The 26,143-nt window shown below is 37.0% G+C and carries 22 protein-coding genes and 1 pseudogene; 9 read left to right on the forward strand and 14 right to left on the reverse strand.

Annotated elements, in window-relative coordinates; translation table 11 throughout:
• Window positions 1–70 precede the first annotated feature (70 nt).
• Window positions 71–589, forward strand: coding sequence for a shikimate kinase (locus tag EKL98_RS05730; RefSeq protein ID WP_126460808.1), 519 nt, complete (start codon window positions 71–73; stop codon window positions 587–589).
• Here the strand turns inward: EKL98_RS05730 and EKL98_RS05735 are convergent.
• Window positions 581–1,081, reverse strand: coding sequence for a phosphoribosyltransferase family protein (locus EKL98_RS05735; RefSeq protein WP_126455725.1), 501 nt, complete (start codon window positions 1,079–1,081; stop codon window positions 581–583). The two genes, EKL98_RS05730 and EKL98_RS05735, sit on opposite strands and share 9 nt — an antisense overlap.
• 178 nt (window positions 1,082–1,259) lie before the next feature.
• Complete coding sequence (locus tag EKL98_RS05740) at window positions 1,260–1,652, reverse strand: RNA-binding S4 domain-containing protein (RefSeq protein ID WP_126460811.1); 393 nt, start codon at window positions 1,650–1,652, stop codon at window positions 1,260–1,262.
• 80 nt (window positions 1,653–1,732) lie between these two features.
• Here EKL98_RS05740 and EKL98_RS05745 point away from each other — a divergent pair, with 80 nt between their 5' ends.
• The gene (locus EKL98_RS05745; protein ID WP_126460814.1) at window positions 1,733–2,713 is read left to right on the forward strand and encodes an FKBP-type peptidyl-prolyl cis-trans isomerase; all 981 of its coding nucleotides are present in this window, start codon (window positions 1,733–1,735) and stop codon (window positions 2,711–2,713) included.
• A 71-nt stretch (window positions 2,714–2,784) separates the two neighbouring features.
• Here EKL98_RS05745 and EKL98_RS05750 read toward each other — a convergent pair whose 3' ends face one another.
• Both EKL98_RS05750 and EKL98_RS05755 read right to left on the reverse strand, forming a co-directional pair.
• Window positions 2,785–3,738 carry a transketolase family protein gene (locus tag EKL98_RS05750; protein ID WP_126515735.1) on the reverse strand — a complete coding sequence of 318 codons (954 nt, stop codon included), beginning with the start codon at window positions 3,736–3,738 and terminating at the stop codon, window positions 2,785–2,787.
• A gap of 115 nt (window positions 3,739–3,853) precedes the next feature.
• A complete protein-coding gene (locus EKL98_RS05755; protein WP_126556365.1) occupies window positions 3,854–4,705 on the reverse strand; it encodes a transketolase in 852 nt (283 codons plus the stop codon).
• Window positions 4,706–4,855: 150 nt separating this feature from the next.
• On the opposite strand from EKL98_RS05755, the gene EKL98_RS05760 reads away from it, so the two are divergent.
• From EKL98_RS05760 to EKL98_RS05770, 3 genes are all read left to right on the forward strand, one after another.
• Window positions 4,856–5,443, forward strand: a complete 588-nt coding sequence (locus EKL98_RS05760; RefSeq protein ID WP_126455733.1) for a Crp/Fnr family transcriptional regulator — start codon at window positions 4,856–4,858, stop codon at window positions 5,441–5,443.
• A gap of 86 nt (window positions 5,444–5,529) precedes the next feature.
• Window positions 5,530–6,027: a hypothetical protein gene (locus EKL98_RS05765; RefSeq protein ID WP_126561766.1), complete on the forward strand. Its 498-nt coding sequence runs from the start codon at window positions 5,530–5,532 to the stop codon at window positions 6,025–6,027.
• Between the two features lie 33 nt (window positions 6,028–6,060).
• Window positions 6,061–7,152 carry an alkene reductase gene (locus EKL98_RS05770; RefSeq protein ID WP_126561767.1) on the forward strand — a complete coding sequence of 364 codons (1,092 nt, stop codon included), beginning with the start codon at window positions 6,061–6,063 and terminating at the stop codon, window positions 7,150–7,152.
• Between the two features lie 319 nt (window positions 7,153–7,471).
• Here EKL98_RS05770 and dnaB read toward each other — a convergent pair whose 3' ends face one another.
• The 5 genes from dnaB to tgt all read right to left on the reverse strand — a co-directional run bounded on the left by dnaB (window position 7,472) and on the right by tgt (window position 13,384).
• Window positions 7,472–9,016, reverse strand: a complete 1,545-nt coding sequence (dnaB, locus tag EKL98_RS05775; protein WP_126460829.1) for a replicative DNA helicase — start codon at window positions 9,014–9,016, stop codon at window positions 7,472–7,474.
• A 140-nt stretch (window positions 9,017–9,156) separates the two neighbouring features.
• Entirely contained in the window at window positions 9,157–10,110 is a 954-nt protein-coding gene (locus EKL98_RS05780; protein WP_126455741.1) for an acetyl-CoA carboxylase carboxyltransferase subunit alpha, read from the reverse strand.
• Window positions 10,111–10,183: 73 nt separating this feature from the next.
• Window positions 10,184–11,113 carry a DMT family transporter gene (locus EKL98_RS05785; RefSeq protein WP_126460832.1) on the reverse strand — a complete coding sequence of 310 codons (930 nt, stop codon included), beginning with the start codon at window positions 11,111–11,113 and terminating at the stop codon, window positions 10,184–10,186.
• Window positions 11,100–12,188 (reverse strand): LptF/LptG family permease, encoded by a 1,089-nt coding sequence (locus tag EKL98_RS05790; protein ID WP_126561768.1) that lies wholly within the window; start codon window positions 12,186–12,188, stop codon window positions 11,100–11,102. Before EKL98_RS05790 ends, EKL98_RS05785 begins: the two co-directional genes overlap by 14 nt.
• A gap of 65 nt (window positions 12,189–12,253) precedes the next feature.
• Window positions 12,254–13,384 carry a tRNA guanosine(34) transglycosylase Tgt gene (gene tgt / locus EKL98_RS05795; RefSeq protein WP_126460838.1) on the reverse strand — a complete coding sequence of 377 codons (1,131 nt, stop codon included), beginning with the start codon at window positions 13,382–13,384 and terminating at the stop codon, window positions 12,254–12,256.
• A 603-nt stretch (window positions 13,385–13,987) separates the two neighbouring features.
• Between tgt and EKL98_RS05800 the strand changes: the two genes are divergently transcribed.
• The 4 genes and pseudogenes from EKL98_RS05800 to EKL98_RS05815 all read left to right on the forward strand — a co-directional run bounded on the left by EKL98_RS05800 (window position 13,988) and on the right by EKL98_RS05815 (window position 17,160).
• On the forward strand, window positions 13,988–14,350 hold the full coding sequence (locus EKL98_RS05800; protein WP_126561769.1) for a hypothetical protein: 363 nt from the start codon (window positions 13,988–13,990) through the stop codon (window positions 14,348–14,350).
• A 554-nt stretch (window positions 14,351–14,904) separates the two neighbouring features.
• A pseudogene (locus tag EKL98_RS05805) lies at window positions 14,905–15,814 on the forward strand (IS1595 family transposase).
• Window positions 15,815–15,879: 65 nt separating this feature from the next.
• Complete coding sequence (locus tag EKL98_RS05810) at window positions 15,880–16,467, forward strand: hypothetical protein (protein WP_126460856.1); 588 nt, start codon at window positions 15,880–15,882, stop codon at window positions 16,465–16,467.
• 321 nt (window positions 16,468–16,788) lie between these two features.
• Window positions 16,789–17,160, forward strand: a complete 372-nt coding sequence (locus tag EKL98_RS05815; RefSeq protein WP_394343472.1) for a group II intron maturase-specific domain-containing protein — start codon at window positions 16,789–16,791, stop codon at window positions 17,158–17,160.
• Window positions 17,161–17,315: 155 nt separating this feature from the next.
• On the opposite strand, the gene EKL98_RS05820 is transcribed toward EKL98_RS05815, so the two are convergent.
• From EKL98_RS05820 to EKL98_RS05840, 5 genes are all read right to left on the reverse strand, one after another.
• Entirely contained in the window at window positions 17,316–17,621 is a 306-nt protein-coding gene (locus tag EKL98_RS05820; RefSeq protein ID WP_126462634.1) for a helix-turn-helix domain-containing protein, read from the reverse strand.
• A 5-nt stretch (window positions 17,622–17,626) separates the two neighbouring features.
• Window positions 17,627–17,980, reverse strand: coding sequence for a type II toxin-antitoxin system RelE/ParE family toxin (locus EKL98_RS05825; RefSeq protein WP_126462631.1), 354 nt, complete (start codon window positions 17,978–17,980; stop codon window positions 17,627–17,629).
• A 273-nt stretch (window positions 17,981–18,253) separates the two neighbouring features.
• Window positions 18,254–22,006, reverse strand: a complete 3,753-nt coding sequence (purL, locus tag EKL98_RS05830; RefSeq protein ID WP_126561770.1) for a phosphoribosylformylglycinamidine synthase — start codon at window positions 22,004–22,006, stop codon at window positions 18,254–18,256.
• Between the two features lie 91 nt (window positions 22,007–22,097).
• Window positions 22,098–23,933 carry an endonuclease gene (locus EKL98_RS05835; RefSeq protein WP_126561771.1) on the reverse strand — a complete coding sequence of 612 codons (1,836 nt, stop codon included), beginning with the start codon at window positions 23,931–23,933 and terminating at the stop codon, window positions 22,098–22,100.
• Between the two features lie 311 nt (window positions 23,934–24,244).
• Window positions 24,245–26,020, reverse strand: coding sequence for an endonuclease (locus EKL98_RS05840; RefSeq protein WP_126561772.1), 1,776 nt, complete (start codon window positions 26,018–26,020; stop codon window positions 24,245–24,247).
• Window positions 26,021–26,143: the final 123 nt, after the last annotated feature.

The following is a 26,143-nucleotide window of genomic DNA, read 5'->3' on the forward strand; positions in this document are numbered from 1 at the left end:
CAATTTTATTATAAATTTGTCTTTTTTAAACAAAATTACTCAACACCTTAATTTGTAAGGTTTTATTCAGATGAAAAAAATAATTTTATTAGGTTATATGGGGTGTGGTAAGTCTACAATTGCAAATAAGTTGTCCAAAATTATCCAATTTCCTTTTGTAGATTTGGATGAAAAGATAGTAGAGAAGATGAATTTGTCTATAAATGCCATTTTTGAAAAGCATGGAGAAATTTATTTTAGAAAGGTAGAACACGAAGTTTTTATCGAATTATTAAACGCTCCCGAATCATGTATTATAGGTTTAGGTGGAGGGACTCCTTGTTATGCCAATAATCATGAGTTGCTAAAAGGAGATAATGTTGTTTCTATTTATCTAAAGGCTTCTATTGAAACGTTATTGAACAGATTGGCTTTTAATGTAAGTAAGCGTCCACTGATTGCGGATAAAAGTCCTGAAGATATGAAAGAGTTCATAGCAAAACACCTTTTTGACAGGAGCTTTTATTACAACCAAGCGCAATATAAAGTTGTGGTTGATGGTAAAACAATCGATCAGACTGCGCAGGATATTGTGGCTCTTTTAGCTTAAATACGCATAATTAGTATCGTTTTCATCAAAAACAACTTGTACGTGCTCTAATAACGAAGTAGAAAGCGAGATTCCTTTAAAATCTGCTTTTACAGGATACTTTTTGTGATTTCTATCCACAAGCACTGCGGTTTTGAATTTTTTCAAAGGAACATCTATAAAGTGTCGTACGGCATAGATAAGTGTCGTTCCGGAGTTTAATACATCATCTACCAGAACTAAACCTTTATTGGTATACTGTTCTTTTGATAACGAAGTATGAATGGGTAATTGAGGGTTTTGTTTGTTGATCTGCACTTCGCATAGTGCAACTTTAAGAGGGGAAATAGTTTCCAGGACGGCGGCTATTTTTTTTGCGAAAATGAAACCATTACTGGCGATTCCTGCAATGACTATTTCCTCTTCATCTACGAAAGTTTCATATATTTGGTAGGCAATTCTTTTTATTTTGTGATCAATTTCCTGATTTGTTAAGATGATATTTTTGCTCATTATTTAAAATTTTTATATTCCCCTCCCCAGCCCTCCCCGAAGGGAAGGGAGCTAGGACTGGCAAAGGTTATTCGATGTTTTACTTAATTTTTATTTGTTGCTTATCTTACATTCAAAACTCTGGGGTGAGAATTGCGTTTGATAAAGTTCATTCGGGATTGTACTTAATTTACTAAGGCTAGTCTCCCTCACCTTCGGGGAGGGTCGGGGAGGGGAGAAATTCATCAATATCTCTTCGATCTTTTTTGGTAGGTCTTCCCGTGCCATTCTTTCGATAATGTTCTTTTGATAGTTTTAGTAATTCTAAATGTTGATACGCTTCTGCCGGAGTATCGTTTCGTCTGTAAATATCAACCAGTTTTGCTCCGACACGATTTTCCGGGATATCCAACACGGTGATTATTTGGGTAATTTGGTCTTTCCGAAACGTGATTTTGTCAGTAGCGAAAACTTCTTTAGAAGGCTTGGCAACAAGACCGTTAACAGTTACGTGATTTTTTTTGCAGGCTTCAGTAACCATATTTCGGGTTTTATAATACCGCACGCACCATAAATATTTATCTATTCTCATAAATTTTCTAAAATAGGAGTTAAATTGTTTACAAAAATCAATCAATATTGTATCTTGCGCACTTAAAAAAATTAGCTATAATGAACAAATTTAAGTATTATTTTATTCTATTAATTACAACTATCTCTTTATTTTCATGCTCAAAGGATGAGGCTGCTGAAATTCAACCGCCTAGAGATTTCGCAGTGCAATATGCGACTGATTTAACGGATATCGAAGAATATTTAAAAAACTATTATATCACAGTTGTAAATCACGCCGGTTTCCCGGACGACCAGGACGTTAGCTATACAAAAATTCCTGCAGGAGGTAGCCAGCCCTCTATTTGGTCTTATAAAGATAAAACAACCTTTCCTAAACTTTTGAGTAGAGATGTCAAACTTCATGATATAACGTATACCTTGTATTATTTAGTACTTAGAGAGGGAGCGGGCAAATCTCCTACTAATGCTGATGCGGTATTGGCTTCTTACAAAGGAGATTATTTATCCCGTACCACGGTTTCGGAAGTTACGACACTTTCTGCTACTCAGTTTGAGGTGGTGAAAAACCCACAACAATTCTTTAGTTTGCTTACTACAGTAGTAGGATGGGGCGAAACTTTTCCGCAATTTAAGACTGGGACTTACGATTCTAATACAGATGGCACCGTATCTTACAGAGATTTTGGAGCAGGAGTAATGTTTTTGCCTTCTGGATTAGGATATTATAATTCAGGAAGTGGATCGATTCCTTCTTACGCACCTCTAGTTTTTAGTTTTAAATTATACGAAATTAACAGACTGGATTCAGATGGTGATGGAATCATGAATTTTCAAGAAGATCTTGACGGCGATGGTTATATGCGCGTTTTAGCGACAGGAGTTATAAATCCGGATGATACGGATGGAGATGGAATTCCAAACTTTTTAGATACTGATGATGATGGAGACAGTGTGAGTACCAGAACGGAAATCACGGATGCTAATGGCGTTTTAATCCCATTTGAATCTATCCCAAGCTGTAACGGAAATACTACTGATCCGGCAAGAATCAAAAGACATTTAGTAAAATGCAATTAAAACATACAAATCAAAAAAAATCCAGTTCAATTTGAACTGGATTTTTTTTTTGTATAAGTAAAAGGAAGCTATTATTTTCTTTTCATTACTCTTTGAACCGCTTCAACAATCGCTTGATTGTTCAATTTGTATTTATCCATTAATTGTTCTGGTGTTCCGGACTCTCCAAAGCTGTCATTCACTGCCACGAATTCTTGTGGTAATGGGCTGTTCAAAGCTAAAACTCTAGAAATGCTTTCGCCCAGACCACCAAGAATGTTATGCTCTTCAGCGGTAACAATACATTTTGTTTTTTCCAATGATTTCAAAATTGCTTCTTCATCTAATGGTTTGATCGTGTGAATATTGATTACTTCAGCAGAAATACCTTGTGCTTCTAATGCTTCAGCTGCGATAAGAGCTTCCCAAACTAAATGTCCCGTAGCAACAATAGTTACATCAGTCCCTTCCGTTAAAACAATCGCTTTCCCTATTTCGAAAGGTTCGTCAGCGGGCATAAAGTTAGGCACAACCGGACGACCAAAACGCAAATAAACAGGACCGTGGTGATCCGCAATTGCCAATGTAGCCGCTTTTGTCTGGTTGTAATCACACGTATTGATTACCGTCATTCCCGGTAACATTTTCATTAAACCAATATCTTCCAGGATTTGGTGTGTTGCACCGTCTTCCCCTAAAGTTAATCCGGCGTGTGAAGCACAAATTTTTACGTTTTTCTCTGAATACGCAACCGACTGACGAATTTGGTCGTACACTCTTCCCGTAGAAAAATTAGCGAAAGTTCCCGTGAAAGGAATTTTTCCTCCAATAGTTAAACCGGCAGCAATTCCAATCATGTTGGCTTCTGCAATTCCAATTTGGAAAAAACGTTCTGGGTGATTTTTCTTGAAATCATCAAATTTAAGAGAACCAATTAAATCTGCACAAAGTGCCACAACATTCTCGTTTTTTTGACCTAATTCAGTCATTCCCGCTCCAAAACCCGAACGTGTATCTTTACTTCCTGTATTTGTATATTTTTTCATTTTCCTCCCCCAACCCCTCCAAAGGAGGGGAGCTCCTATTGGGGTAAATAGGGTTTTAAATTTTTATTTAATGATTCTGTAGCTGTTTCTCCCCTTCGGGGAGGCTAGGTGGGGATTAGTAGTCGCTTTCTGCTGCTGTGTAGTTTTGGCCTAAAGCAATTTCAAGTTGCGTATCATTAGGCGCTTTACCGTGCCAAGCGTGACTGTACATCATAAAATCTACCCCATTACCCATTTCAGTGTGCAACAATACACAAACTGGTTTTCCTTTTCCAGTTCTGGATTTGGCATCATTCATTCCGGCAATAATAGCTTCGATATCATTTCCTTTTTCAATTTCTAAAACATCCCAATCAAAAGCTTCAAACTTGGCACGAATACTTCCCATGGCTAAAACCTCGTCAGTTGTTCCATCAATTTGCTTTCCGTTTAAATCGATTGTAGCAATAAGGTTGTCCACTTTTTTTGCAGCAGCATACATGATTGCTTCCCAGTTTTGACCTTCCTGTAATTCACCATCACCATGAAGTGTATAAATAATATGGTTGTCACCATTCAATTTTTTTGCTTGAGCAGCACCAATCCCTACTGATAATCCCTGTCCAAGAGAACCAGATGCAATACGTATTCCTGGTAAGCCGTCATGTGTAGTTGGGTGTCCTTGTAGTCTTGAATTGATCAAACGGAAAGTAGCTAGTTCTGCTGCTGGAAAATAACCGCTTCTAGCTAAAACACTGTAAAATACAGGTGAAATATGCCCGTTTGAAAGAAAGAAAAGATCTTCTCCAATACCGTCCATATCAAAACCTTCTTTGCGTTCCATTATATTTTGATATAAAGTGACAAGGAATTCAGTACAACCTAGAGAACCACCTGGGTGACCTGAGTTGACAGCGTGTACCATTCGAAGAATATCTCTTCTGACTTGGATTGTTAAATCGTTTAATTGTTGTGTGTTCGGTTTCATTTGTGTGTTAAAATTAGACTGGGCAAAGGTAGTCAGATATTTTGATTTATACAGACTTCCATTTTTAGATTTATCAATAGTTATCAAGGATTGTTTTTTTAGCAGCAATACTATTTTTAAGAATTCTTGATTATTTAGTATCTTGCAACCATGTTTCAACAATTATTCAAAAGCATTCAGGAAAAAGTGATACTGACTCAGGAAGAAATGGAGTTGTGTAAAACTTTTTTTATCCCTAAAAGATTACGCAAAAAACAAATCCTGTTGCAAGAAGGAGACATTTGTGTCTACAATGCCTTTATTGAAAAAGGAATACTGCGCTCTTTTTCCATCGATGAAAAAGGAAATGAACACATCGTACAATTTGCAATTGAAGGCTGGTGGATCGCAGATTTGTCCAGTTTTCTAACAAATAGTTCCTCTATTTATACGATTGAAGCCTTGGAGGATTCTGAACTGCTTTTGCTGACAACATCGGCAAGAGAAGCTTTAATGGATAAAGTCCCCATGTTTGAAAGATACCAACGCTTGCTTTTGCAAAATGCCTACATCGCCAATCAAGCCAGAATAAATTCGACTTTAACAGAAACCGCCGAAGAAAAATACACCAATTTAGGAATTGCTTATCCCGGAATTGTTCAACGTGTACCCCAACACATGATCGCCTCTTACCTTGGTCTGAAACCGGAAACATTGAGTCGGGTTCGCAAACAAATTAACAATCGAAGTTCATTTTAATTGACATAGATCAATAGAATTTCTTGTTTTACATCAACGAAAACTTTTGCAATACAGCCTTAAATTTGTCCTGTAAATATAAGTCGATGTCAAATAGAACCACATTTGCAGTCCTAGGAGTTTCAGTAACCAATAGTATTGTTTTAGCAAAGCAAATTGCCAAAACCAATCCCGTTTTGCTGTTTGATCAAAAAGCCGCTACACTTTTGGAGGTGTATACCGAAATTATTTCAGAGAATCCGAAGGCAAATGTAGAAATGATGATTTGTCCAACCAATGCAAGTTGGGAGGCAGATATTATTATACTTTCAAATGATGTGGCAACAAATGTTATTCTTATTGAAAAAATCAAAAAAGTGGCAACGGGTAAAATCGTACTTATTTTGGGAAACGAAATGGAGGTGATTAATTCCGAAAGTACACTGGATAAATTACAGCATTTGTTTCCTTTTTCTAAAGTTGTTCTGAGTAACGAATCAGCGTATGATTCTAACGATTTCCTTCTTTTGAAAGGAAATGAGCAAGAAACCTTAAACACTATTTTAACTCTATTTACAAGTATTGGTTTGAAAGCCAGTATTTAATTTAATAAAACACTAATTTTTAACAAAAATCAAATGAGTAAATCAATTTTATTTCAATCCTATACATTAGGAAGCAGTACTTTAAAAAATCGAATGGTGATGGCTCCAATGACCAGAAGCCGTTCTAATAATGAAGGTAATGTTCCTACTGCACTTACGGCAGAATATTATACACAAAGAGCTACAGCAGGTTTAATTGTTTCCGAGGGAACTTTTGTGAGTACAAAAGCAGTGGGTTTTATCAATGTGCCCGGAATTTACAGTGCAGCACAAACCGAAGGTTGGAAACTGGTTACAAAAGCAGTTCACGAAAAAGGAGGAACTATATTTGCACAATTGTGGCACACGGGACGGTTGTCGCATCCGGATTTGCATAATGGCGAATTACCACATGCGCCATCCGCTTTGAATCCGTATGCAAAAGCTTACACAAAAGACGGTTTTGTAGACACTGTTGTTCCAAAAGAAATGACTATTGAAGACATAAAACAAACCGTTTTAGATTTTAAAAATGGAGCTAAAAATGCTATTGAGGCGGGTTTTGATGGTGTCGAATTGCACGCTGCCAACGGCTATTTACTACAACAGTTTTTTAATGGTTATTCCAATAATCGTACCGATGAATATGGTGGTTCAATAGAAAATAAAACCCGAATCCTTTTTGAAATTCTAGATGCTTTAGCCGGTGTTATTGATTATTCTAAAGTGGGTGTTCGATTGAATCCTACCCTGCATAATACGCAGGGAATGATGTTAGATGAACAGACAATTCCTACTTATGAATATATTGTAAACCGTTTGAATGACTATGGTTTAGCGTATGTGCATTTGACGGAGCCTTTTACGCCGGTTGATGATGTACCTTTTGCTGTTACTGAAGTAGCTAAGCATTTCAGACCGTTTTACAAAGGAACATTAATCATCAATAAAGGGTTTACAAAAGAAATGGGAATCAAAGTGCTTGAAGATGGGTATGCAGATCTTGTTGCTTATGGAGTTCCCTTTATTGCAAATCCGGATTTAGTGGCTCGTTTTGAGACTGATGCTCCATTAAGTAAACCAGATCAAAGCACGTTTTACACGGATACTGTGAAAGGATATACTGATTACCCGGCCATGGTTTAATAAAGAAGTATGCTTGTCTGTAGTTCTACGTAAGAAATATTTTTTGACACACATTTCATATATTTTTACAAATTAGACATTTTTTTATTGAAAATCTGTGGAATCTGTGTCGGTTTTTTGTTTGGTACGATTGCGTACAAGCAAATAAATAAATTAAACAAGAATAGTGTCAAAATACCATTGTCTTTATTTTGAGGTTCAATTATAATTCACAAGAAAGCCCGCAATAGCGGGCTTTCTATTTTTATAAACTGTATTTTATGCTTACTTTTTTTTGTAAAGAAAAACGGGTAGTGCGCATGCTGATGAGGCTTGTTTGCTAAAAAGGAACATCGCTGTCATCATCCGGATCATTCAAATTGCTTCCAAAAGCATCATTGGCAGAGGGCAGGTTTTTAGTAATGAAAGGGTTGTCATCCTGATTCATACTGGATGGTAAGTCATCATATCCGCCACTGTAATCTTCCAGGTTATCAAATTTTCCCAGATGTCCAATAAACTTCAACCGAACGTTTTCTATACTACCATTACGGTGTTTGGCAATCATTATTTCTGCCTGACCGGCTGTTGGTGAGGCTTCTTCATCATCCCATTCGTCTATTTTGTAGTATTCAGGACGGTATAAAAAAGACACAATATCCGCATCTTGCTCAATCGCTCCTGATTCCCGTAAATCAGACAATAACGGTCTCTTGCTGGATCCACGGGTTTCTACCGCTCGAGATAATTGAGAAAGTGCAATAACAGGAACGTTCAATTCCTTGGCTAATGCTTTCAAGTTTCGGGAAATGCTAGAAATTTCCTGCTCTCTGTTTCCGCCTCCTTTTCCGTTTCCGCCAGCCGTCATCAATTGCAAGTAATCCACAATGATAATTCGGATCCCATGTTGCGAAACCAATCGCCTGGCTTTAGCCCGTAAATCAAAAATCGATAAGGAAGGCGTATCATCAATAAAGAGAGGTGCTTTTTCTAAGTTTTTAACTTTGGTACTCAACTGTTCCCATTCGTGTTTTTCTAGTTTTCCGGTACGCAATTTCTCTGATGACAAACCTGTTTCAGAGGAAATTAGCCGGGTAATTAACTGTACTGATGCCATCTCCAGAGAAAATAAGGCCACTGGTATTCCGTAATCAATAGCCATATTTCTGGCCATGGATAATACAAATGCAGTTTTTCCCATTGCAGGTCGTGCCGCAATAATAATTAAATCGCTGGGCTGCCAACCGGAAGTAATCTTATCTAACTTATCAAAACCAGTGGCAACACCGCTCAATCCTTCTTGACCGGCAATTTCTTCAATTCGTTTTTTTGCCTGTAGCACTAAACTTTGAGCTGTCTCTGAACTTCGTTTGATGTTTCCTTGTGTTATTTCATATAATTTAGATTCAGCTCTGTCTAATAAATCAAAAACATCCGCTGATTCATCGTAAGAGTCTTCAATGATTTCAGTAGAAATCCGAATCAAACTGCGTTGAATAAACTTTTGAAGAATGATTCTGGAGTGAAATTCAATGTGTGCCGAAGAGGATATCTTTTGCGTAAGCTGAATTAAGTAAAAATCACCGCCTGCTAAATCTAATTTTGCATTTTTCTTCAGTTGGGCAGAAACGGTTAATAAATCAATAGGCTGTGTTTCTGTAAACAATTGAACAATAGCCTCAAAAATATGTTTGTGTGCTTCTTTATAAAAAGCATCAGGTTGTAAAATGTCAATAACATCATCAACCCCTTTTTTGTCAATCATCATGGCACCAAGCACAGCCTCTTCTAAATCGAGCACCTGTGGTTGTAATTTTCCTTTTTCAAGGCTTATAATAGTCGTTTTATCAACCTTGACAGGATTAATATTTCTGAAGTTTTCCATGAAGCGAAAGTAACTAAAATTAAAAAAACATAGTCGTTGAGTTGTTACAAATAATTGTTCATAACTAACTATTTTTTGTTTATAACCAAAAAAAAATCCGAAACGGCAAGGCTTCGGATTAAATAGTAATTCGTAAGATTTTACTCTTTATATTCTCCCATTTTGCAGTATTTATCCATTCTTTGAGCCACTAATTCTGCTGTTGATAAGTCTTTCAATTCGTTGAAACCTTTCATGATATATTGCTCTACCGTTTTGAAAGCAGTTGCTCTGTCATAATGTGCACCGCCTAGTGGTTCAGGAATAATATCATCTACTAATTTTTGTTTTTTCATGTCAGCTGAAGTCAGCTTCAGTGCTTCGGCAGCTTGTTCTTTATATTCCCAGCTTTTCCATAAAATAGAAGAACATGATTCTGGAGAAATGACGGAATACCAGGTGTTTTCCATCATGTATACCTTGTCACCAACTCCTATTCCTAATGCGCCACCAGAGGCACCTTCTCCTACGATAACAGTAATAATTGGCACTTTAAGACCAATCATTTCAAATATGTTTCTGGCAATGGCTTCTCCTTGTCCGCGTTCCTCGGCTTCTAATCCCGGGTAAGCCCCTGGAGTGTCGATCAACGTCAAAACAGGAATCCCAAATTTCTCTGCCATCTTCATCAATCGCAACGCTTTTCTATATCCTTCCGGATTGGCCATTCCAAAATTACGGAACTGTCGCGTCTTAGTGTTGAATCCTTTTTGCTGACCCACAATCATAAAGGATTGCCCGTCAATTTTTCCTAAACCACCAATCATGGCTTTATCATCTTTAAAACCTCTGTCGCCAAAAAGTTCCAGAAACGTATCGCCACACAAGGCACGCACGTGGTCCATTGTATACGGGCGGCTTGGATGTCTGGATAATTGGACACGTTGCCAGGCAGTCAAATTTTTATAGATTTTTCTTTTGGTCTCTTCTAGTTTTTTGTTGATTTGTTTGCAAGTATTCGTTACATCAACATCTGATTCCTGACCAATAATAAGACATTTATCTAACTGTTCTTCTAGTTCTTTTATTGGAAGCTCAAAATCTAAATATTCCATAGGATTTTTGCGTTTTTGTTTTTATTTCGAACCGCAAATATAAAATTTTAAATCGTTCGAAAAGGTAAATATTCTATTTATGTGTAAAAGTTTGCTTCTCTAAAGCGGGAGATTCTTTTTTAATTTTATTTTTTTGATAGTGTTTAATCACCCCGTTTAGGATTACGGTGATTACAATTATTAGTGCACCAATGTAAAATTCAAAACTCATTTTCTCTTTTCCGCCAAGGATAAAATAGGCCAAAACAATGCCGTAAACCGGTTCTAAATTCGTAGTCAGCATTACGGTATATGGCGTTAGTTTTTGCATTATTTTTACTGAAGCAGTAAAGGCATAGGCGGTACAAACGGATGCCAGAATCAATATCAGGATCCAATTATTAGCCGTTAATACAAAGAAATCGGCCGTGAATTTTTGTTCGAACACAAAGTAAATCGATATGAAACCAACACCCGCCAGGAATTCATAAAACGAGATAACCGAAGGATCGTGATCCGCAATGAGTTTTCCGTTCATCAGCGTAAATAAAACACCTAATATAATGGATGCTAAGGCGTATAACATTCCGTCCAGGTAATTGATTTCGACCTTCATAATCAGTCCCAGCCCTGCAATTATGATCAGACCAAAAAAGACTTCGTACCATAGTACTTTTCGACCATAAAAAAGTGGCTCCAGCAGCGATGCAAAAAAAGCACCCAATGAAAAAACGGATAACGTAATAGACACATTAGAAACATGGATCGCTTTGAAAAATAAAATCCAATGCAAAGCAATCAATAATCCGACAAAAATCAATTTAAAAAATGATTTTAGCGGAATCCGAAACGATTTTTTCTTATACACCAGAAAAAGAGCTAAAAAGATACCGGCAAAAAACATGCGGTACCACACCAAGGCATCTGCCGTTATAGTGATTAGAGCGCCTAAAATGGCGGTAAAACCCCAAATAAAAACAATCAAATGGAGGTTTAAGTAACTTTTTAAATTATCGTTTTGCATTTCGTAATAGGTAGATGGCTAAAATTCCAAAAGCAATATTGGGCAACCAAACCGCTAATAGGGGAGGGAAACTGGATTTTTCTGCAAGAACACCAAAGATTTTATCAAAGAATACAAAGGCAAAAGCCAGCGCAATTCCTATGGCCAGATTCGTTCCCATTCCGCCTCTTCGTTTCATCGATGAGACTGCAACTGCAATGATGGTCAGGATAAATGCGGATATCGGGACACTGTATTTTTTGTACAAAACCACTAAATAGATGTTGATATTAGAGGAACCGCGTTCTTTTTCTTTGGCAATAAAGGCATTCAATTTTCCTAAATTCAGGGTTTCTGCAATATACACCACTGGAGTTAAATCCTCTAAATCGAATGTGAAAATAGCCTCTTTCTGGGGTAGTTTTTCAATTTTATCATTCAGTTCGCCCACCGTTCTTTTTGTATAATCATACAGGGTGTAGGTACTGTCCTTTGGATTCCATTTGATCCTGCTGGCCGTGATTTTATGAACGAGTTTTTCGTTTTTAAATTTTTCCAGTGAAAAATTAAAAGCTATTTTAGACTCCGTATTAAAACTGTTTACATAGATAAATTCATCATCACTAATTTGGCGATACACATCCGTATTATCCCCGCGCATGGCCTCTTTTCCGCCTCCTTTTAAATACGTATACCTAAAGTTATTAAAGCCTTCGCTGGCAGCGGGAACAACAAAAAACCCCATTAGTAAAACAAAAACAGAAACTATGGAAGCACCAATAATATACGGTCTTAAGAAACGCGTAAATGAAATTCCGGAGCTCAAAATAGCAATAATCTCCGTATCATTTGCCAGTTTTGAGGTAAACCAAATCACGGATAAAAACAAAAATATCGGAAAAAGAGAATTCGCAAAATAAACCGTAAAGTTGTAGTAATAAAGTGCAATCTCTAAAAACGGAACCTTGTTTTCCAGCATTTTGTTGATCTTCTCAGATACATCAACAACGATTCCTATGGGGATAAACAACAACAACATCACCACAAATGTGGTTAAATATCTTTTTAGGATGTATTTGTCTATTATTGTAAGCATAGTTTTGGGTATTAGGTTTTAGGTTTTGGGTTTTGGTTACTAAAACCTAATACCCCTAACCTAATTTACAATCTCTGGTTCATGTTTTTCACCATCATTTCTTTCCAAGGTCTAAAATCGCCCGCTAAGATATGTTTTCTGGCCTCCCGAACCAACCACATATAAAAACCAAGATTGTGTATCGTGGCAATTTGTTTCCCCAAGTATTCATTGGCAGCAAAAAGGTGACGCAAATACGCTTTCGTATATTCTGTATCTACAAAGGTGATTCCCATTTCGTCAACGGGCGAAAAATCAGCTTCCCACTTTTTGTTTTTGATATTGATGGTGCCATTCGCTGTAAATAACATTCCATTTCTGGCGTTTCGCGTAGGCATCACACAGTCAAACATGTCAATCCCAAGGGCAATATTTTCGAGAATATTTATCGGAGTTCCCACACCCATCAGGTAACGCGGTTTGTCTTCCGGTAAAATTTCGCAAACTATTTCGGTCATGGCATACATTTCTTCGGCAGGTTCCCCTACGGAGAGTCCACCAATGGCGTTTCCTACTTGATTAGAATTTGCAATATATTCCGCTGATTGCTGACGCAAATCCTTATAACAGCTTCCTTGAACAATTGGGAAAAAAGCCTGATCGTAACCGTATTTTACAGGCTGCGTGTCTAAATGATTGATGCAACGATCCAGCCAGCGGTGTGTCATTTTCATCGAGCGTTTTGCATAGTTGTAATCACAGGGATACGGCGTACATTCATCAAACGCCATGATAATATCGGCACCAATGGTACGCTGAATTTCCATCACATTCTCTGGCGTAAAAAAGTGATAGGAACCATCAATGTGCGATTTGAACTTCACGCCCTCCTCCTTGATTTTTCTATTGGCCGAAAGCGAATATACTTGGTAGCCACCAGAATCCGTCAAAATATTACGGTCCCAGTTCATGAATTTATGCAAACCTCCGGCTTTCTCTAGGATTTCCGTTTGAGGTCGCAAGTATAGGTGGTAGGTATTTCCCAGAATAATATCCGGGTTAATGTCTTGTTTCAATTCCCGTTGATGCACTCCTTTGACCGAAGCTACGGTACCCACAGGCATAAAAATTGGGGTTTCAATCACCCCGTGATCAGTAGTAATACTTCCCGCTCTGGCTTTGGACAGCGGATCTTTTTTTAATAAATCAAACTTCATCTAGTATTTTTATTGTTTTTTCGGTCACATGCTATTCGCCAATAAAGCTGTTTTACCAAACATTTACCGCAGCGCAGAACATAGCAACGTATTTCAACCGATTGTTCGGCTGGCAAAGATAGGTTAATTTGAAACCTACATCAAAAAAATGTTTGCCATCCCGCAAAGTAATAAAGTGCATCGAAAGCTGTGGGATGACAACCAAAACAACCTTTTTTTTTAAGAAATAATTAAACAATAATAGTATTCAAAAACACACATACCATTTAGCACATGGACTTGGGCGTGCCCTAAAAAGGCCGGGCTATCCGTTATAATCTTTTACTGCGCTGCGCTTCATAAAAGGATTTCCACTATTATCCCTCACGCGAGATTTGGTTTAACAGCAACTAAATTTTCCCATTACTATTCAAAAAGCATCCAACAAATAAAAAGTCCTTTTGATGATTTGTAAGAAAATTTTAGTATATTTGAAAATAAGTAAAGCGAAACAAACCTTCGCTAATCTATCCAATTTTGGGTGCATATGCGAAGGTTTGTTTCGCATATATACTAGTTAGTGACAAGCAACCAAAAAGATAATGCTTCGGTAGGATCAAATATTTGACAAAAAACCAAATGTGTAATAACTGTTTTGATAAAGGATTTAAAAATTTTGAAACTCAAAAAGAGTTTGAAGACTTTGACATATTACTGACAAAAAAATTTGGTAAAGGACAATTGAATTATGTAAAAGATGACGGAGTATATCTGAAATTTGGTTATAGTATTTATCAGTGTTCTGAATGTGGAACTAATTGGTGGTTATCGACACCTGATATTGCGTGGCGTGGTTTTTTTCTTGATGAAAAAAATGCCATAAAATTACTTGATGAATTGGGTCTCGAAAAGCGTAGCCGTAAAATTGGATGTCTTTTATTCTTTCTAATTGTTGTTTGTTTGATTATATATTTAATCGTTAATTAGCAGACGTTTAAGCCGGCCACTAACAGCTACTACAACGGATTTGGGCAATTGGCTTAATGGAAGGTTGGTTTTGTATTTGGGATGATTTGGCAAATCCGAAGAATGGGTTTAATTTAGTCCCAAACCCGCTGTAGTCCCAGAACGTTAGTGGCTATGGCACTACCCCACAATAAAAATAATATGATTTTCTAATTTTCCCAAAGTCACGAACCATATTGTGAGCACAGTTTATAAAACTGCGCTAACTGTTGTGGTATATCGGAGCGATCGGGTATAAAACCCTAGATGTTTAAAAGTAGAATTTACTGATGTTGTAAGTAAAATCAATTTGGGATAAGGGAATTTATTTTTAAAAACCATTAAAATGTAGATTTGACTTATATTTTATTAAAGACATGAATAAATCTTTTCATTTTAAAAGATATCAAGATTAGTTGCGACTTTTGGGAATTAGTTCACCCACAACAATAATCAAATAAAATAACATGACTATCCTTTACTTGTACAAATGCTAAAAAAAGCTTATATTTGAGTCATCAACCCATTAAATTCAAATTAAGAACCTGCCTGAATTTTTCGAAAAATACCCTGATTAAGCCACATGTGATAAGGGATCAAGGCTAAACGACTTGAAATGGGAATTGTATGTAAAAAGTGTAAACACAGCGAACATTACTTTCGTAAGACAGATTTGAAATTTCAATGTAAAAAATGCGGTAGTCGTGTCAGTCTTCGTTCAGGTACTGTTATGGAGAATACTAATTTGCCTTTTCAATATTGGATGATCTGTATTGAACTCATGACGCTGTCAAAAAAGAGTTTTTCGGCATTAGAAATGCAACGTATGTAGGGTCACAAACGGTATGAACACATTTGGTTTATGATGCATAAGATAGTATGCGTGATGAAAAATATCAATTAAAAGGCTGTGTTGAATTTGATGAAAGATTGTTTTAAATAATTGACATAAAAGATGTTATCAATTAAAATAAAAATAAAACAGTCAAGAATCTACTCCTAATAAGCGAGATCGTGGAAGTGAAAGACAAGGAAAGGTATTGGTAATAGTTGAATCGAAACCCAGTATCTCTGCACCAAAAAAGGGTAAACCAAACAGAAAAGTTGGTTGTCTAAAAAGGGTAGTTATGAAAGATTTGAAATCTGCAAACAAAACAGCATCTGTGTTAAGCGATGGTTACACCAGGGTATGCTAAACTCAAAGAAGTGATAACAAATCATTATGTTGTAGTAGAGCCAGACAAGAAAAAGGCGGCAAAGATATTTCCTTGTGTAAATAGAACAATCAGTAATACCAAAAAAGTACTTTTAGATATTCATCATAATTGTGTAAACCAGTAATATGTACATAATTATCTTGATGAGTTCTGCTACAAATTTAACAGACGGTATTTTGGAAACAAACTATTGGATAGACTCATGATTAATGCTTTAGAAACAACTTAGTATTAGTTACTGATAGTCATATGTAATAATATAGTATTGTATAACTTTATCAGCACTAATGAATCATGATAAAATTAATAACAATTGTAGTTGCTTTATTTGTTACTAAATTAACTGCACAAGATAATTATCTAGCCTTTTCGGTTGCGTTTGACGTTAGGAATACAATTATGGGAAGTGAACCAACAAATAATGAATCAGCTAAAGACTTTTTAGTGCAATTTTCAATGGTTAGCAAAGATGTAGAAGTCAACATAGGGTATGAAACGTTTCCAAGATTAGATTTTTCTAAGTATACGATTGGAGTGGGATATCACACCCATTTCTATGTAAATTTATTTAGAAGAGTTATTCACACTGTTTTTATACCTAGTATAGAACCTACATTAATAAACAGAAATGGTGATTGGGGAGGAGGAATTGGGTATAATCAAGAGTCTTCTCATTTATCGTTAGGGTTGAATTTAGGGCTTAGGTGGGATTTATCAGATGATATAGCTGTAGAATATTTATTTAATGCCTTACCCAGAAACGACTTGAAGGCTATGTATGGAAATACAATGGATATTACAAATGGAAAGGCGTCTGTTAGCGGTGTTCCAATTATAGGCAGTAATTTTATTAAAGTTGTTTATAAAATAAATCACTACTAACGGACTAAATAAATTCAAGACAAAGGGCTACTTTTAACAGTAAGTACTTAAAATAAATAGGCTTGTCCGTTTAATTACCTATAGTTCATTCCATCGATGATTAACTCCAAGCAATGATTAGTCTTTTCATTGTTTTATCTTAAAAATATCTTCGATTGAATTTATAACCAGACCGCGAGTGTTTGCAGAGAATCGTTGGAATAATTTTGCAAACAGTGCCAATTCCAATTTGCCACAAAAATAAGTCTAATAAAACCACTTCTATTTCGCACTCTAAATGGGCATAATTTCTTGCTGAATCATTCTCTTTGTGGGCACGGATTGCAAATCGCTATCGTTGTCCGAAAAATCAACGACCCGAGCCTGAAAGGCGAACTGGCGAAGCAAATTCAACGAGGATGGTTAAACTATTTTCGAGGAACGAGTATTCGAGGAAAGTTACGAGATATTGATGGATGGTTGCACAATAGACTGCGCTACTGCATTTGGACGGACTGGAAAAAGCCCAAGCGCAAAAGGAAAAACCTGATACGACTAGGGATTGACAAAGACCACGCTTATGCTTGGAGCAGAACCAGAAATGCTCCGCATTCACGAATACCAAAAATACAATACCAAAGCGTGAGTAAAAGGAGGATGGCGTATTGCCCAGAGTCCGATTCTAACCACTACAATTACCCTACTGCGACTTAAGAAGAAAGGCTATCAATCAATGTTGGAGATTTACATGGAACTCAACCCATCACTTTGCGAACCGCCGTATACGAGACCCGAACGTACGGTGGTGTGAGAGGCGCACTCCGTCAGTTTCTGGCGGAGCCGTCTACTCGATTGGCGGGGTAGTACCTTTATTCGGTTAAACTTAACTTTAAGTGTCCACCTAAACCTAGTCTAATTATTCTCATTAATGTAGAAAGTCTTATATCGCTGGTGTTATTTTCAATTTTAGATATATACGATTTTGTTGTTCCACATTTTAATGCCAGTTGTTCTTGTGTCATTCCACGTTCTTTTCGCATTTCTTGTAACATAACACCAAGTTCGAAGGTCTCGTATTCTTCTTCGTATTTTTCACGGGTTTCGGTTCCTGTTTTCCCGTATTGAGCATCTAAGTGTTCGGCAAATGTTGTAATTTTTTTATTTTCAGTTTTCATAATCGTTACTTTTTATATTTATTTTCTAAATATTCTGCTTTTAGTTTTTCAGCTATTTTGATTTCTGATTTCGGGGTCTTTTGTGTTTTCTTCTGAAATCCATTTACTAAAACAACAATCTTTCCTTTGTCAAAAAAACTAAAAACTCTAAAAATATCTGAACCGACTTCAACACGAACTTCAAATATTCCGTCTGCACCAGTCAAATGTTTGAAAAACTTTTCGGGGATTCTTTGTTGAGTTGAAATTAACTGTAAAGTCCAGTTAAATTTTTTCTTAACGTCTTCTTTTTGAGCGTTAAAAAAATTAAGATAATAGTCTTCGTAATAAACAACTTCTCTTATAAATTTCTGACTCATTGGGCAAAGTTAGTCAATTAGATAACTTTAGCAAAGTTTTTGACTGGTAATTTTCAACTTTGCAGTTCTTTGGTATTCCCGCCAACTAGTCAATAGGCGATACAAACCTTCTCACATACACTTAAAATTGACTAGATTGGCGAAGTTTTGTTTCACTTTGTCTATTTTCAAATATATTAAAATTTTCTTACAAATCATCAAAATGGCTTTTAAATTCTTTTCCATAAAAAAAGCGTTCCTGAAAAGGAACGCTTTAAGAAAGTATAGAATAAATTATTTTTTATCAACCCATTTTCTGGCATTGACAAAAGCTTCATGCCAAGGCGAAACTTCATCGTCTCTATCTTTTGGATAATGTGCCCAGTTCCATTGAAATGTAGAGCGCTCTATGTGTGGCATCATTACTAAATGTCGTCCTGTTTTGTCGCAAAGCATGGCCGTATTGTAATCCGATCCGTTTGGATTAGCAGGATAACCTTCATAGGCATATTTAGAAACAATAGTATAATTTTCTTCCCCCATTGGCAAGTTGAATTTTCCTTCGCCATGCGAAACCCAAACTCCAAGCGTACTTCCTGCTAATGAAGAAAGCATCACTGAATTGTTTTCCTGTATAGTCACTGATGTAAAAATACTTTCGTGTTTGTTGCTTTCGTTATGCAGCATTTTTCCGTGTACGTCATGCTCCGGATTAATTACTTCCAATTCCATGAACAATTGACAACCATTACAGATTCCAACAGACAAGGTGTCGTCTCTCTTAAAGAAATTGTCTAAAGCGGTTTTTGCTTTTTCATTGTATAAAAATGCTCCCGCCCAACCTTTGGCAGAACCCAATACATCTGAATTCGAGAATCCACCAACCGCGCCAATGAACTGAATGTCTTCCAAGGTTTCACGACCTGAAATTAAATCGGTCATGTGAACATCTTTTACATCAAAACCGGCTAGGTACATGGCATTTGCCATTTCACGCTCCGAATTACTTCCTTTTTCACGGATAATAGCTGCTTTAGGACGCGGTTTAGAATTGTCAATAACTGGTTTTTTTCCTGTAAAATGTGTTGGAAAAGTATAGTGTAACGCTTGATTTTTATAATTGTCATAACGCGCTTGAGCCATTCCGTTCTTCGATTGTTTTTGGTCTAATAAAAAAGAAGTTTTGAACCAAATATCTCTGTATTTAGCGATGTCGAAAGTCAAAATTTCAGGAGAAGAACTGATTATTTCCAGTTTGGCTCCCTCTCCTTCGGGGAGGGCTGGGGAGGGGATTCCCAATTTATAGAAAGAAACGATATTAGCATTCAATTTAGATTCTACTTCAGCATCCGATTTTGCTTGGAAAACAATTCCGATATTTTCAGCAAAAAGATATTTGATGATGTCTTTTTCTTCGAATCCCGAAGCTTCGGGAGAGAAATCTATTTTAGCTCCCAAATTCACATCGGCAAAACACATTTCCAATAAAGTAGTAATCAAACCACCACTCCCAATATCGTGTCCTGCAAGAATATTGTTTTCTAAAATTAATTCTTGAATGGTATTGAACGCTCTTTTGAAAAATGCAGCGTCTTTTATCGTGGGTACTTCTTGTCCAATAGTATTCAACGTTTGTGCAAACGAAGAACCGCCTAATTTGAAATCATCTTGAGATAAATTAATGTAATAAATAGAACCGCCATCTCTTTGTAAAACAGGCTCTACTACTTTTCTAATATCGGTACAATTTCCACCTGCTGAAATAATCACCGTTCCCGGCGCAATTACTTCTTCATTTGGATATTTTTGTTTCATGGAAAGAGAATCTTTTCCGGTTGGAATGTTGATTCCCAATTCGATTGCAAAATCCGAACAGGCTTGAACAGCTGCGTATAAACGGGCGTCTTCGCCTTCGTTTTTACACGCCCACATCCAGTTTGCCGAAAGTGAAATTCCCTTTAATCCGTCTTTTATTGGTGCCCAAACAATGTTTGATAAAGATTCAGCAATGGCAGTTCTTGTTCCTGCCACCGGATCAATTAATGAAGCAATAGGCGAGTGCCCAATCGAAGTGGCAACTCCTTCTATTCCTTGATAATCCAAGGCCATTACTCCACAATTATTCAAAGGCAATTGCAAGGGTCCGGCATTTTGTTGTTTGGCAACTTTACCACCCACACAACGGTCTACTTTATTGGTCAACCAGTCTTTACAAGCTACAGCCTCCAATTGAAGTACCTGCTCTAAATAGGTTGAAATGTTTTTCTTGTCGTAACTTAAATCAGTATAATTTCTTTCAATTGTTTTGTCTGTCATAACCACTTTTGGAGAACTTCCAAAAAAGTCTTCTAAAGCGAAATCCATTGGTTTAGCTCCTGTTGATTTTGATTGAAAAGTAAAACGGTGATCTCCGGTTACGTCTCCCACTTGGTACATTGGAGAACGTTCTCGATCCGCAATTTTTTGCAATAAATCGATGTTTTCCTTTGCAATAACCAATCCCATTCTTTCCTGAGATTCGTTACCAATGATTTCTTTTGCGGAAAGGGTGGGATCTCCCACAGGCAATTTGTCTAAATCAATTAATCCGCCAGTTTCTTCCACTAATTCCGAAAGGCAGTTTAAATGTCCGCCAGCACCGTGATCGTGAATCGAAACAATTGGATTAATATCGCTTTCTACCAAACCACGAATGGCATTGGCAGCACGTTTTTGCATTTCTGGGTTCGAACGTTGGATGGCGTTCAACTCAATTCCTGAACTGAAAGCTCCGGTATCTGCTGAAGAAACTGCTGCTCCACCCATTCCAATTCTATAATTTTCACCACCAAGGATAACAATTTTATCGCCTGTTTGTGGTTTTTTCTTAATCGCTTGATCTAATTTTCCGTACCCAATTCCGCCCGCTTGCATAATTACTTTGTCGTACCCTAATTTTCGACCCGTCACACTGAGCGTGTCGAAGTGTTCGTGTTCGAAAGTCAGGATAGAACCTGTAATTAACGGTTGTCCAAATTTATTCCCAAAATCAGAAGCTCCGTTGGACGCTTTGATCAAAATATCCATTGGCGTTTGATACAACCATTTTCTTTCGGCCATACCATTTTCCCAAGGTCTACTGCCCTGAGCGGAGTCGAATGGGGCTTCTAAACGAGAGTAGGAAGTCATGTAAACTGCAGTTCCTGCCATTGGCAAAGAACCTTGTCCACCTGCTAAACGATCCCGAATTTCTCCGCCAGAACCTGTTGCAGCCCCATTGAAAGGTTCTACCGTTGTTGGAAAATTATGTGTTTCTGCTTTTAATGAAATAACCGAATCAAATTCTTTGACTTCATAAAAATCAGGTTTATCAGCGCTTTTTGGAGCAAATTGTTGTACCCGAGGCCCTTTTACAAAAGCAACGTTATCTTTGTAAGCCGAGACAATATCGTTCGGATTTTCTTGGGATGTTTTCTTGATTAATTTGAATAAAGAAGATTCTTTTTCTTCCCCGTCAATGATGAATTTTCCATTGAAAATCTTGTGACGACAGTGTTCTGAATTGGCTTGTGAAAAACCAAAAATCTCAGAATCTGTTAGTTTTCGCCCTAATTTAAGCGCTAGATTATCTAAATATGCTACTTCTTCCGGACTCAAAGACAATCCTTCTTGTTTGTTGTAAGCAGCAATATCATCGATGTCCAAAATAGCTTCCGGAAGTACATTGATAGTAAAAATATCTTGATTCAACTCGGTGTACTTTTGCGAAAGCATCGGGTCAAAATCAGAAAAATCAGCGGTCGCTTTATGAAATTCCTCGATTCTAATGATGCCGGATATTCCCATGTTTTGGGTGATTTCTACAGCATTAGTACTCCAAGGGGTTATCATTGTGGCGCGAGGACCAACAAAAAAATCCGTCAGTACGGATTTTTCTATTTTATTTGAATTGGCAAAAAGCCAGTTGAGTCTTGAAATGTCTTGAGCTGACATTTCGACTTCGCTCAATGCGTTTTGCGTATGTACGGCATAAACAGTCTTGCTTTGGTTTTCAAAGAAATGGATCATTGTTATGTAGTTTGTTGTATTGCGGTGCAAATTTAGTCAATTAAGATTAAATTTGGAGTAAAAAAAAAGCGGCAATTTGCCGCTTTGTTAATTAGTTGATTATTAATTTCTTGAGGACTGAATTGGAATCAATAGTCACTCGAACCAAGTACGTTCCTTTTACACTATTTGGCAGCGTAATTTCTGATTTGGTGCTGTTTTCGTCGCTGTAAATTTTCTGACCAATTATAGAATAAATTTCGATAGCATACCTTTTATTCGAATTATTGATAGAGAAAGTTCCATTGGATGGATTTGGATAGAGGGCAATATCATTTATATCTAAAGCCACACTGGTTTTTGGTGTTTTTTCAATCGTACGACTTCCTAAATTGTTACACGTATCTGATGTAAAGGAATCCCATTGGGTTGTTTTATTAAAAGTAGTTGTTGGTGCCGTAACGGTTGATTTTCTTCTCAGGGTTTGATCCGCCGCAAAGTTTGCAGTTCCACCGTTAAAAGTTCCAATGACATCAATTAAGACGCCATTTTTGAATAAACCTACAGCATCATTCCCATTAAAAGTCATTTCAGTTGCTGATGTAGAAAGGTTTGCTGAGCTTGTAGGATAACAACTAGACGCCATTAAACTATTTACGATTGTGAATTTACTGCCGGTATTCAAAGTCCCTGTTAGGGCTAATCCTGTACTCCAGGCACCGGAACCATTCGTTTGTTTTTTTATGCTATAAATCGATAAGCTGATCGCGGCGCCAGTTGCGTTCGAAATTTCCAAAGCTTTATTGTTTGAAGAGCCTTCAATATATTCTGAAAATAATAAATCTGTTGCAGTTGAACCACTTGCTGCAGCAGTTGTCACATTCACCGTGTTACTTGGGCCAGAGATATTTCCTGCAGCATCTTTAGCTTTTACAAAGAAAGAGTAGGCAGTAGAAGCGGTTAGCCCAGTGATAGTGGTTGTTGTTCCGGTTGTGGTTGTTTTTAAAGCACTGTTCATATACACATTATAGCCAGTTACTCCACTATTATCAGAGGAAGCCGTCCAGTTTAATGAAACGGAATTTGATGTTGTTCCGCTAGCAACTAAATTCGTTGGAGTAGTTGGGGCTTGTGCATCAGCGCTTGGGTTCCAAATTGCCTGTACATACTCAGGATGATCAATATAAGGATTCCTATTGTTTTGAGAATTATAAATGGCATTGTTGCGATCAATTTCTCTAGTGCTGACAGGATCTTGGTTGTGCCAAGTAATCAATACGTTTAAAAAAGCGGTCGTGAACACTTGATTACTCGATCCATTGAACATTGCATAGGAATAACCAGCAACTGTATTTTCATAACGGGTGGCAAAATAAAAATACATTCGGGCAATATCGCCTTTGAATTCATTGATAGGTTCAAAAATAGGTCCTGAATAACCAGAAGTTGTACTCGTTCCAAGTTTACTTCCGTTTAAGGAAGTCCAAGATGCTGAAGTCACCGGTCCGTGCGGATAATTAGAACGCTGACCGTTTACTTTTCCGTCTGTGGGTGTGATGAAATGGGCATCTGAAACCATTGGGGCTGCAGAACCAAAAGTAGATTGCGGAATGATGTGTTCTCTATTGTAACAATCTCCTTCTACACTATAAGTGCCACATCTTTGGGTTGTTCCGGCGGAGTAGTTATAAGGGTCTGTTCCGGCAGGATTTTCAGAATACATGTCTAAAATTGTGGCGTCATTTTCAAAGTAATAATCCCTATCCGAGGTTTGATATATGGTGTATAAACCGCCATATCCGTTATCCGTATGCCCTTTGATGACGTTGTATAATTGTGTTTTGAGTGTGTAGCCAGTTCCTGTGGCGGTGTTGTAATAACCACTTGGTATTTGGGCTATCGTTGCTGTGACGAACAGTAATAATAATGCAGAGTAGATTTTTTTCATAATTTAAATTTGTTTTGGTTATTGGGGTTAGTCTCAGGCTTCCAAATGGGAAAATACTGAAGACTCACAAATTTATAACATTTTGGGTGGTATATGTTATGAAATTATGAAGGTATTTGCATTTTTATTAACATAATTAGTAACATTTGAAGTACAACAGGTTGCATTTTTTTTAGAAAAATAAACAGGAAACCTGTAGCGCTAAGTTGTAAAGGAGCTAAAAATTTTCTTTTTATGTATAAAACAAGTCTAAAATAAAACAAAAAAAGCGGCAATAAATGCCGCTTTAAAAGAAATGGTTCGTGCTTAAATTAGTTTACAATTAGTTTTTTAGTAACTGATTTAGAATCGTTGGTTATTTTAATTAAATAAACTCCTTTTTGAAGATTGTTAACCGCTGCAGAAGAACTGTTGGTATACTCTTTTTCAAAAACTTTTTGTCCTAATACTGAAAATACTTGAACCGAGTATTTTTCATTTGAATTTTTGAAATTTATTTTGATATTTCCATTGGATGGATTGGGATAAATTTCAAAACTTTTTGTTTCTAATTGATCAACACCAAGTGAAGCGGCACAAGTCCAAGAAAGATCATCAAATCGAACACGATTTGATGCTGTGCTGTTTCCAGAAAGGGTAATAATCACATTCCCAGTTACATTGATGTTTGGTATTGTCGTCGTCGTTGACGTACTGCTGTAAGGGATAGTGCCAACTTCTGTTCCATTGACATTCAGTTTAAAAGATCCTGCAGATCCAGAAAAAATAAGCTGGGTGGTAACTGTCAAATCCTTGATACCATTAGCAACAGATGAAGAGGTAAGAGCGCCATTTCGTATTGTTATTGCTCTTGAATTTAATGTTTGGTCGGTACGAGAATCAGTAGAGGTCCATGTTATTCCTGCGTTAGTCCACGTTTGTGTAGCATAAGAACTTGCATTTGCAGGAATAGTTTGAAAATCTTCAGAGGCACAAAAAGTGGTACCGGCAGCTGGTGCTTTAGTGGTTCCATTTACTGATGTACTGGCAACCGAAGAATTTCTTTCAGCATCTCTGGTTATAATATAAAAGGAATAAGTGGTAGATGCAACTAAACCGTTTACTGTAGCAGTTAACCCTGTTTCGGTAGATTTTAATGTACCGTTTACATACACATCATAACCGGTAACACCAACATTATCTGTTGCTGCTGTCCATGTTAAAGTAGCCGAGTTTGATGTGGTACTAGTTACTGTCAAATTTGTTGCAGCTGTTGGAGATTCTGTATCGGCAGGTTGTGTAGTCCAAACTGATGCTACATAACTTGGATTGTCAATGTAAGGATTTCTATTGTTCTGGCGCGCATAAATAGCGTTGTTACGGGCAATTTCTCTGGCACTTACCGGATCTTGATTGTGCCAAGCCAGCAGTTGATTTAAAAATGCGGTGGTAAATACTTTACTAGTTGAATTGTTGAACATTGGGTAATTGTATCCGGCAACTGTATTTTCATAACGAGTGGCAAAATAGAAATACATACGGGCAATATCCCCTTTGAATTCATCTATTGGTTCAAAAACAGGACCTGTATAACCTGCTGTTGTACTGGCTCCAAGTTTACTTCCGTTAAGGGTAGTTTGAGTAGCGGTTGCTACTACAGAATGCGGGTAATTAGATCGGATTCCATTTACTTCTCCGTCAGTAGGCGTTATGAAATGCGCATCAGAAACCATTGGTAAGGCTTCGCTGAATATAGATTGCGGTATAATGTGTTCTCGATTGTAACAATCTCCTTCTTTTGCGTAACCACTGCTTCCGCATCGTTGCGTAGTTGCAATAGTGTACGTATATGGATCAGCTCCGGCAGGATTTTCAGAGTACATATCTAAAACTGTTCCGTCCTTTTCAAAGAAATTATCAATATCGGAAGTTTCATAAGTAACATATAAGCCTGCATACGTTTGTACTGTATGGTCTTTGATGATGTTGTATAATTGAGTTTTCAACGTGTAGCCCGTTCCTGTGGCATTGGTATAATATCCTGCTGGCGCTTGCGCAAAACCTGCCGTGAAAAGAAATAAAAAGAGAAGTGAGTAGATTTGTTTCATAGTCTGATAATAGATTAAATTGGTTTTAAAATAGATTGGATTTTTGAGTAAAATTTTTGATAAAACTACTCTTTAAATCGGTGTATCAGGTTACTAAATAGTTAATTATAGGAGGCGTTTTGT

Source organism: Flavobacterium bomense (assembly GCF_003970355.1).

Coding starts and splice junctions, on each gene's coding strand:
- EKL98_RS05790 (WP_126561768.1), bottom strand. CDS start 12,188: ATGCTTACAATAATAGACAAATACATCCTAAAAAGATATTTAACCACA.
- EKL98_RS05825 (WP_126462631.1), bottom strand. CDS start 17,980: ATGAGTCAGAAATTTATAAGAGAAGTTGTTTATTACGAAGACTATTAT.
- dnaB (WP_126460829.1), bottom strand. CDS start 9,016: ATGGAAAACTTCAGAAATATTAATCCTGTCAAGGTTGATAAAACGACT.
- EKL98_RS05730 (WP_126460808.1), top strand. CDS start 71: ATGAAAAAAATAATTTTATTAGGTTATATGGGGTGTGGTAAGTCTACA.
- tgt (WP_126460838.1), bottom strand. CDS start 13,384: ATGAAGTTTGATTTATTAAAAAAAGATCCGCTGTCCAAAGCCAGAGCG.
- purL (WP_126561770.1), bottom strand. CDS start 22,006: ATGATCCATTTCTTTGAAAACCAAAGCAAGACTGTTTATGCCGTACAT.
- EKL98_RS05835 (WP_126561771.1), bottom strand. CDS start 23,933: ATGAAAAAAATCTACTCTGCATTATTATTACTGTTCGTCACAGCAACG.
- EKL98_RS05770 (WP_126561767.1), top strand. CDS start 6,061: ATGAGTAAATCAATTTTATTTCAATCCTATACATTAGGAAGCAGTACT.
- EKL98_RS05810 (WP_126460856.1), top strand. CDS start 15,880: ATGATAAAATTAATAACAATTGTAGTTGCTTTATTTGTTACTAAATTA.
- EKL98_RS05755 (WP_126556365.1), bottom strand. CDS start 4,705: ATGAAACCGAACACACAACAATTAAACGATTTAACAATCCAAGTCAGA.
- EKL98_RS05785 (WP_126460832.1), bottom strand. CDS start 11,113: ATGCAAAACGATAATTTAAAAAGTTACTTAAACCTCCATTTGATTGTT.
- EKL98_RS05740 (WP_126460811.1), bottom strand. CDS start 1,652: ATGAGAATAGATAAATATTTATGGTGCGTGCGGTATTATAAAACCCGA.
- EKL98_RS05840 (WP_126561772.1), bottom strand. CDS start 26,020: ATGAAACAAATCTACTCACTTCTCTTTTTATTTCTTTTCACGGCAGGT.
- EKL98_RS05820 (WP_126462634.1), bottom strand. CDS start 17,621: ATGAAAACTGAAAATAAAAAAATTACAACATTTGCCGAACACTTAGAT.
- EKL98_RS05750 (WP_126515735.1), bottom strand. CDS start 3,738: ATGAAAAAATATACAAATACAGGAAGTAAAGATACACGTTCGGGTTTT.
- EKL98_RS05745 (WP_126460814.1), top strand. CDS start 1,733: ATGAACAAATTTAAGTATTATTTTATTCTATTAATTACAACTATCTCT.
- EKL98_RS05735 (WP_126455725.1), bottom strand. CDS start 1,081: ATGAGCAAAAATATCATCTTAACAAATCAGGAAATTGATCACAAAATA.
- EKL98_RS05760 (WP_126455733.1), top strand. CDS start 4,856: ATGTTTCAACAATTATTCAAAAGCATTCAGGAAAAAGTGATACTGACT.
- EKL98_RS05780 (WP_126455741.1), bottom strand. CDS start 10,110: ATGGAATATTTAGATTTTGAGCTTCCAATAAAAGAACTAGAAGAACAG.
- EKL98_RS05765 (WP_126561766.1), top strand. CDS start 5,530: ATGTCAAATAGAACCACATTTGCAGTCCTAGGAGTTTCAGTAACCAAT.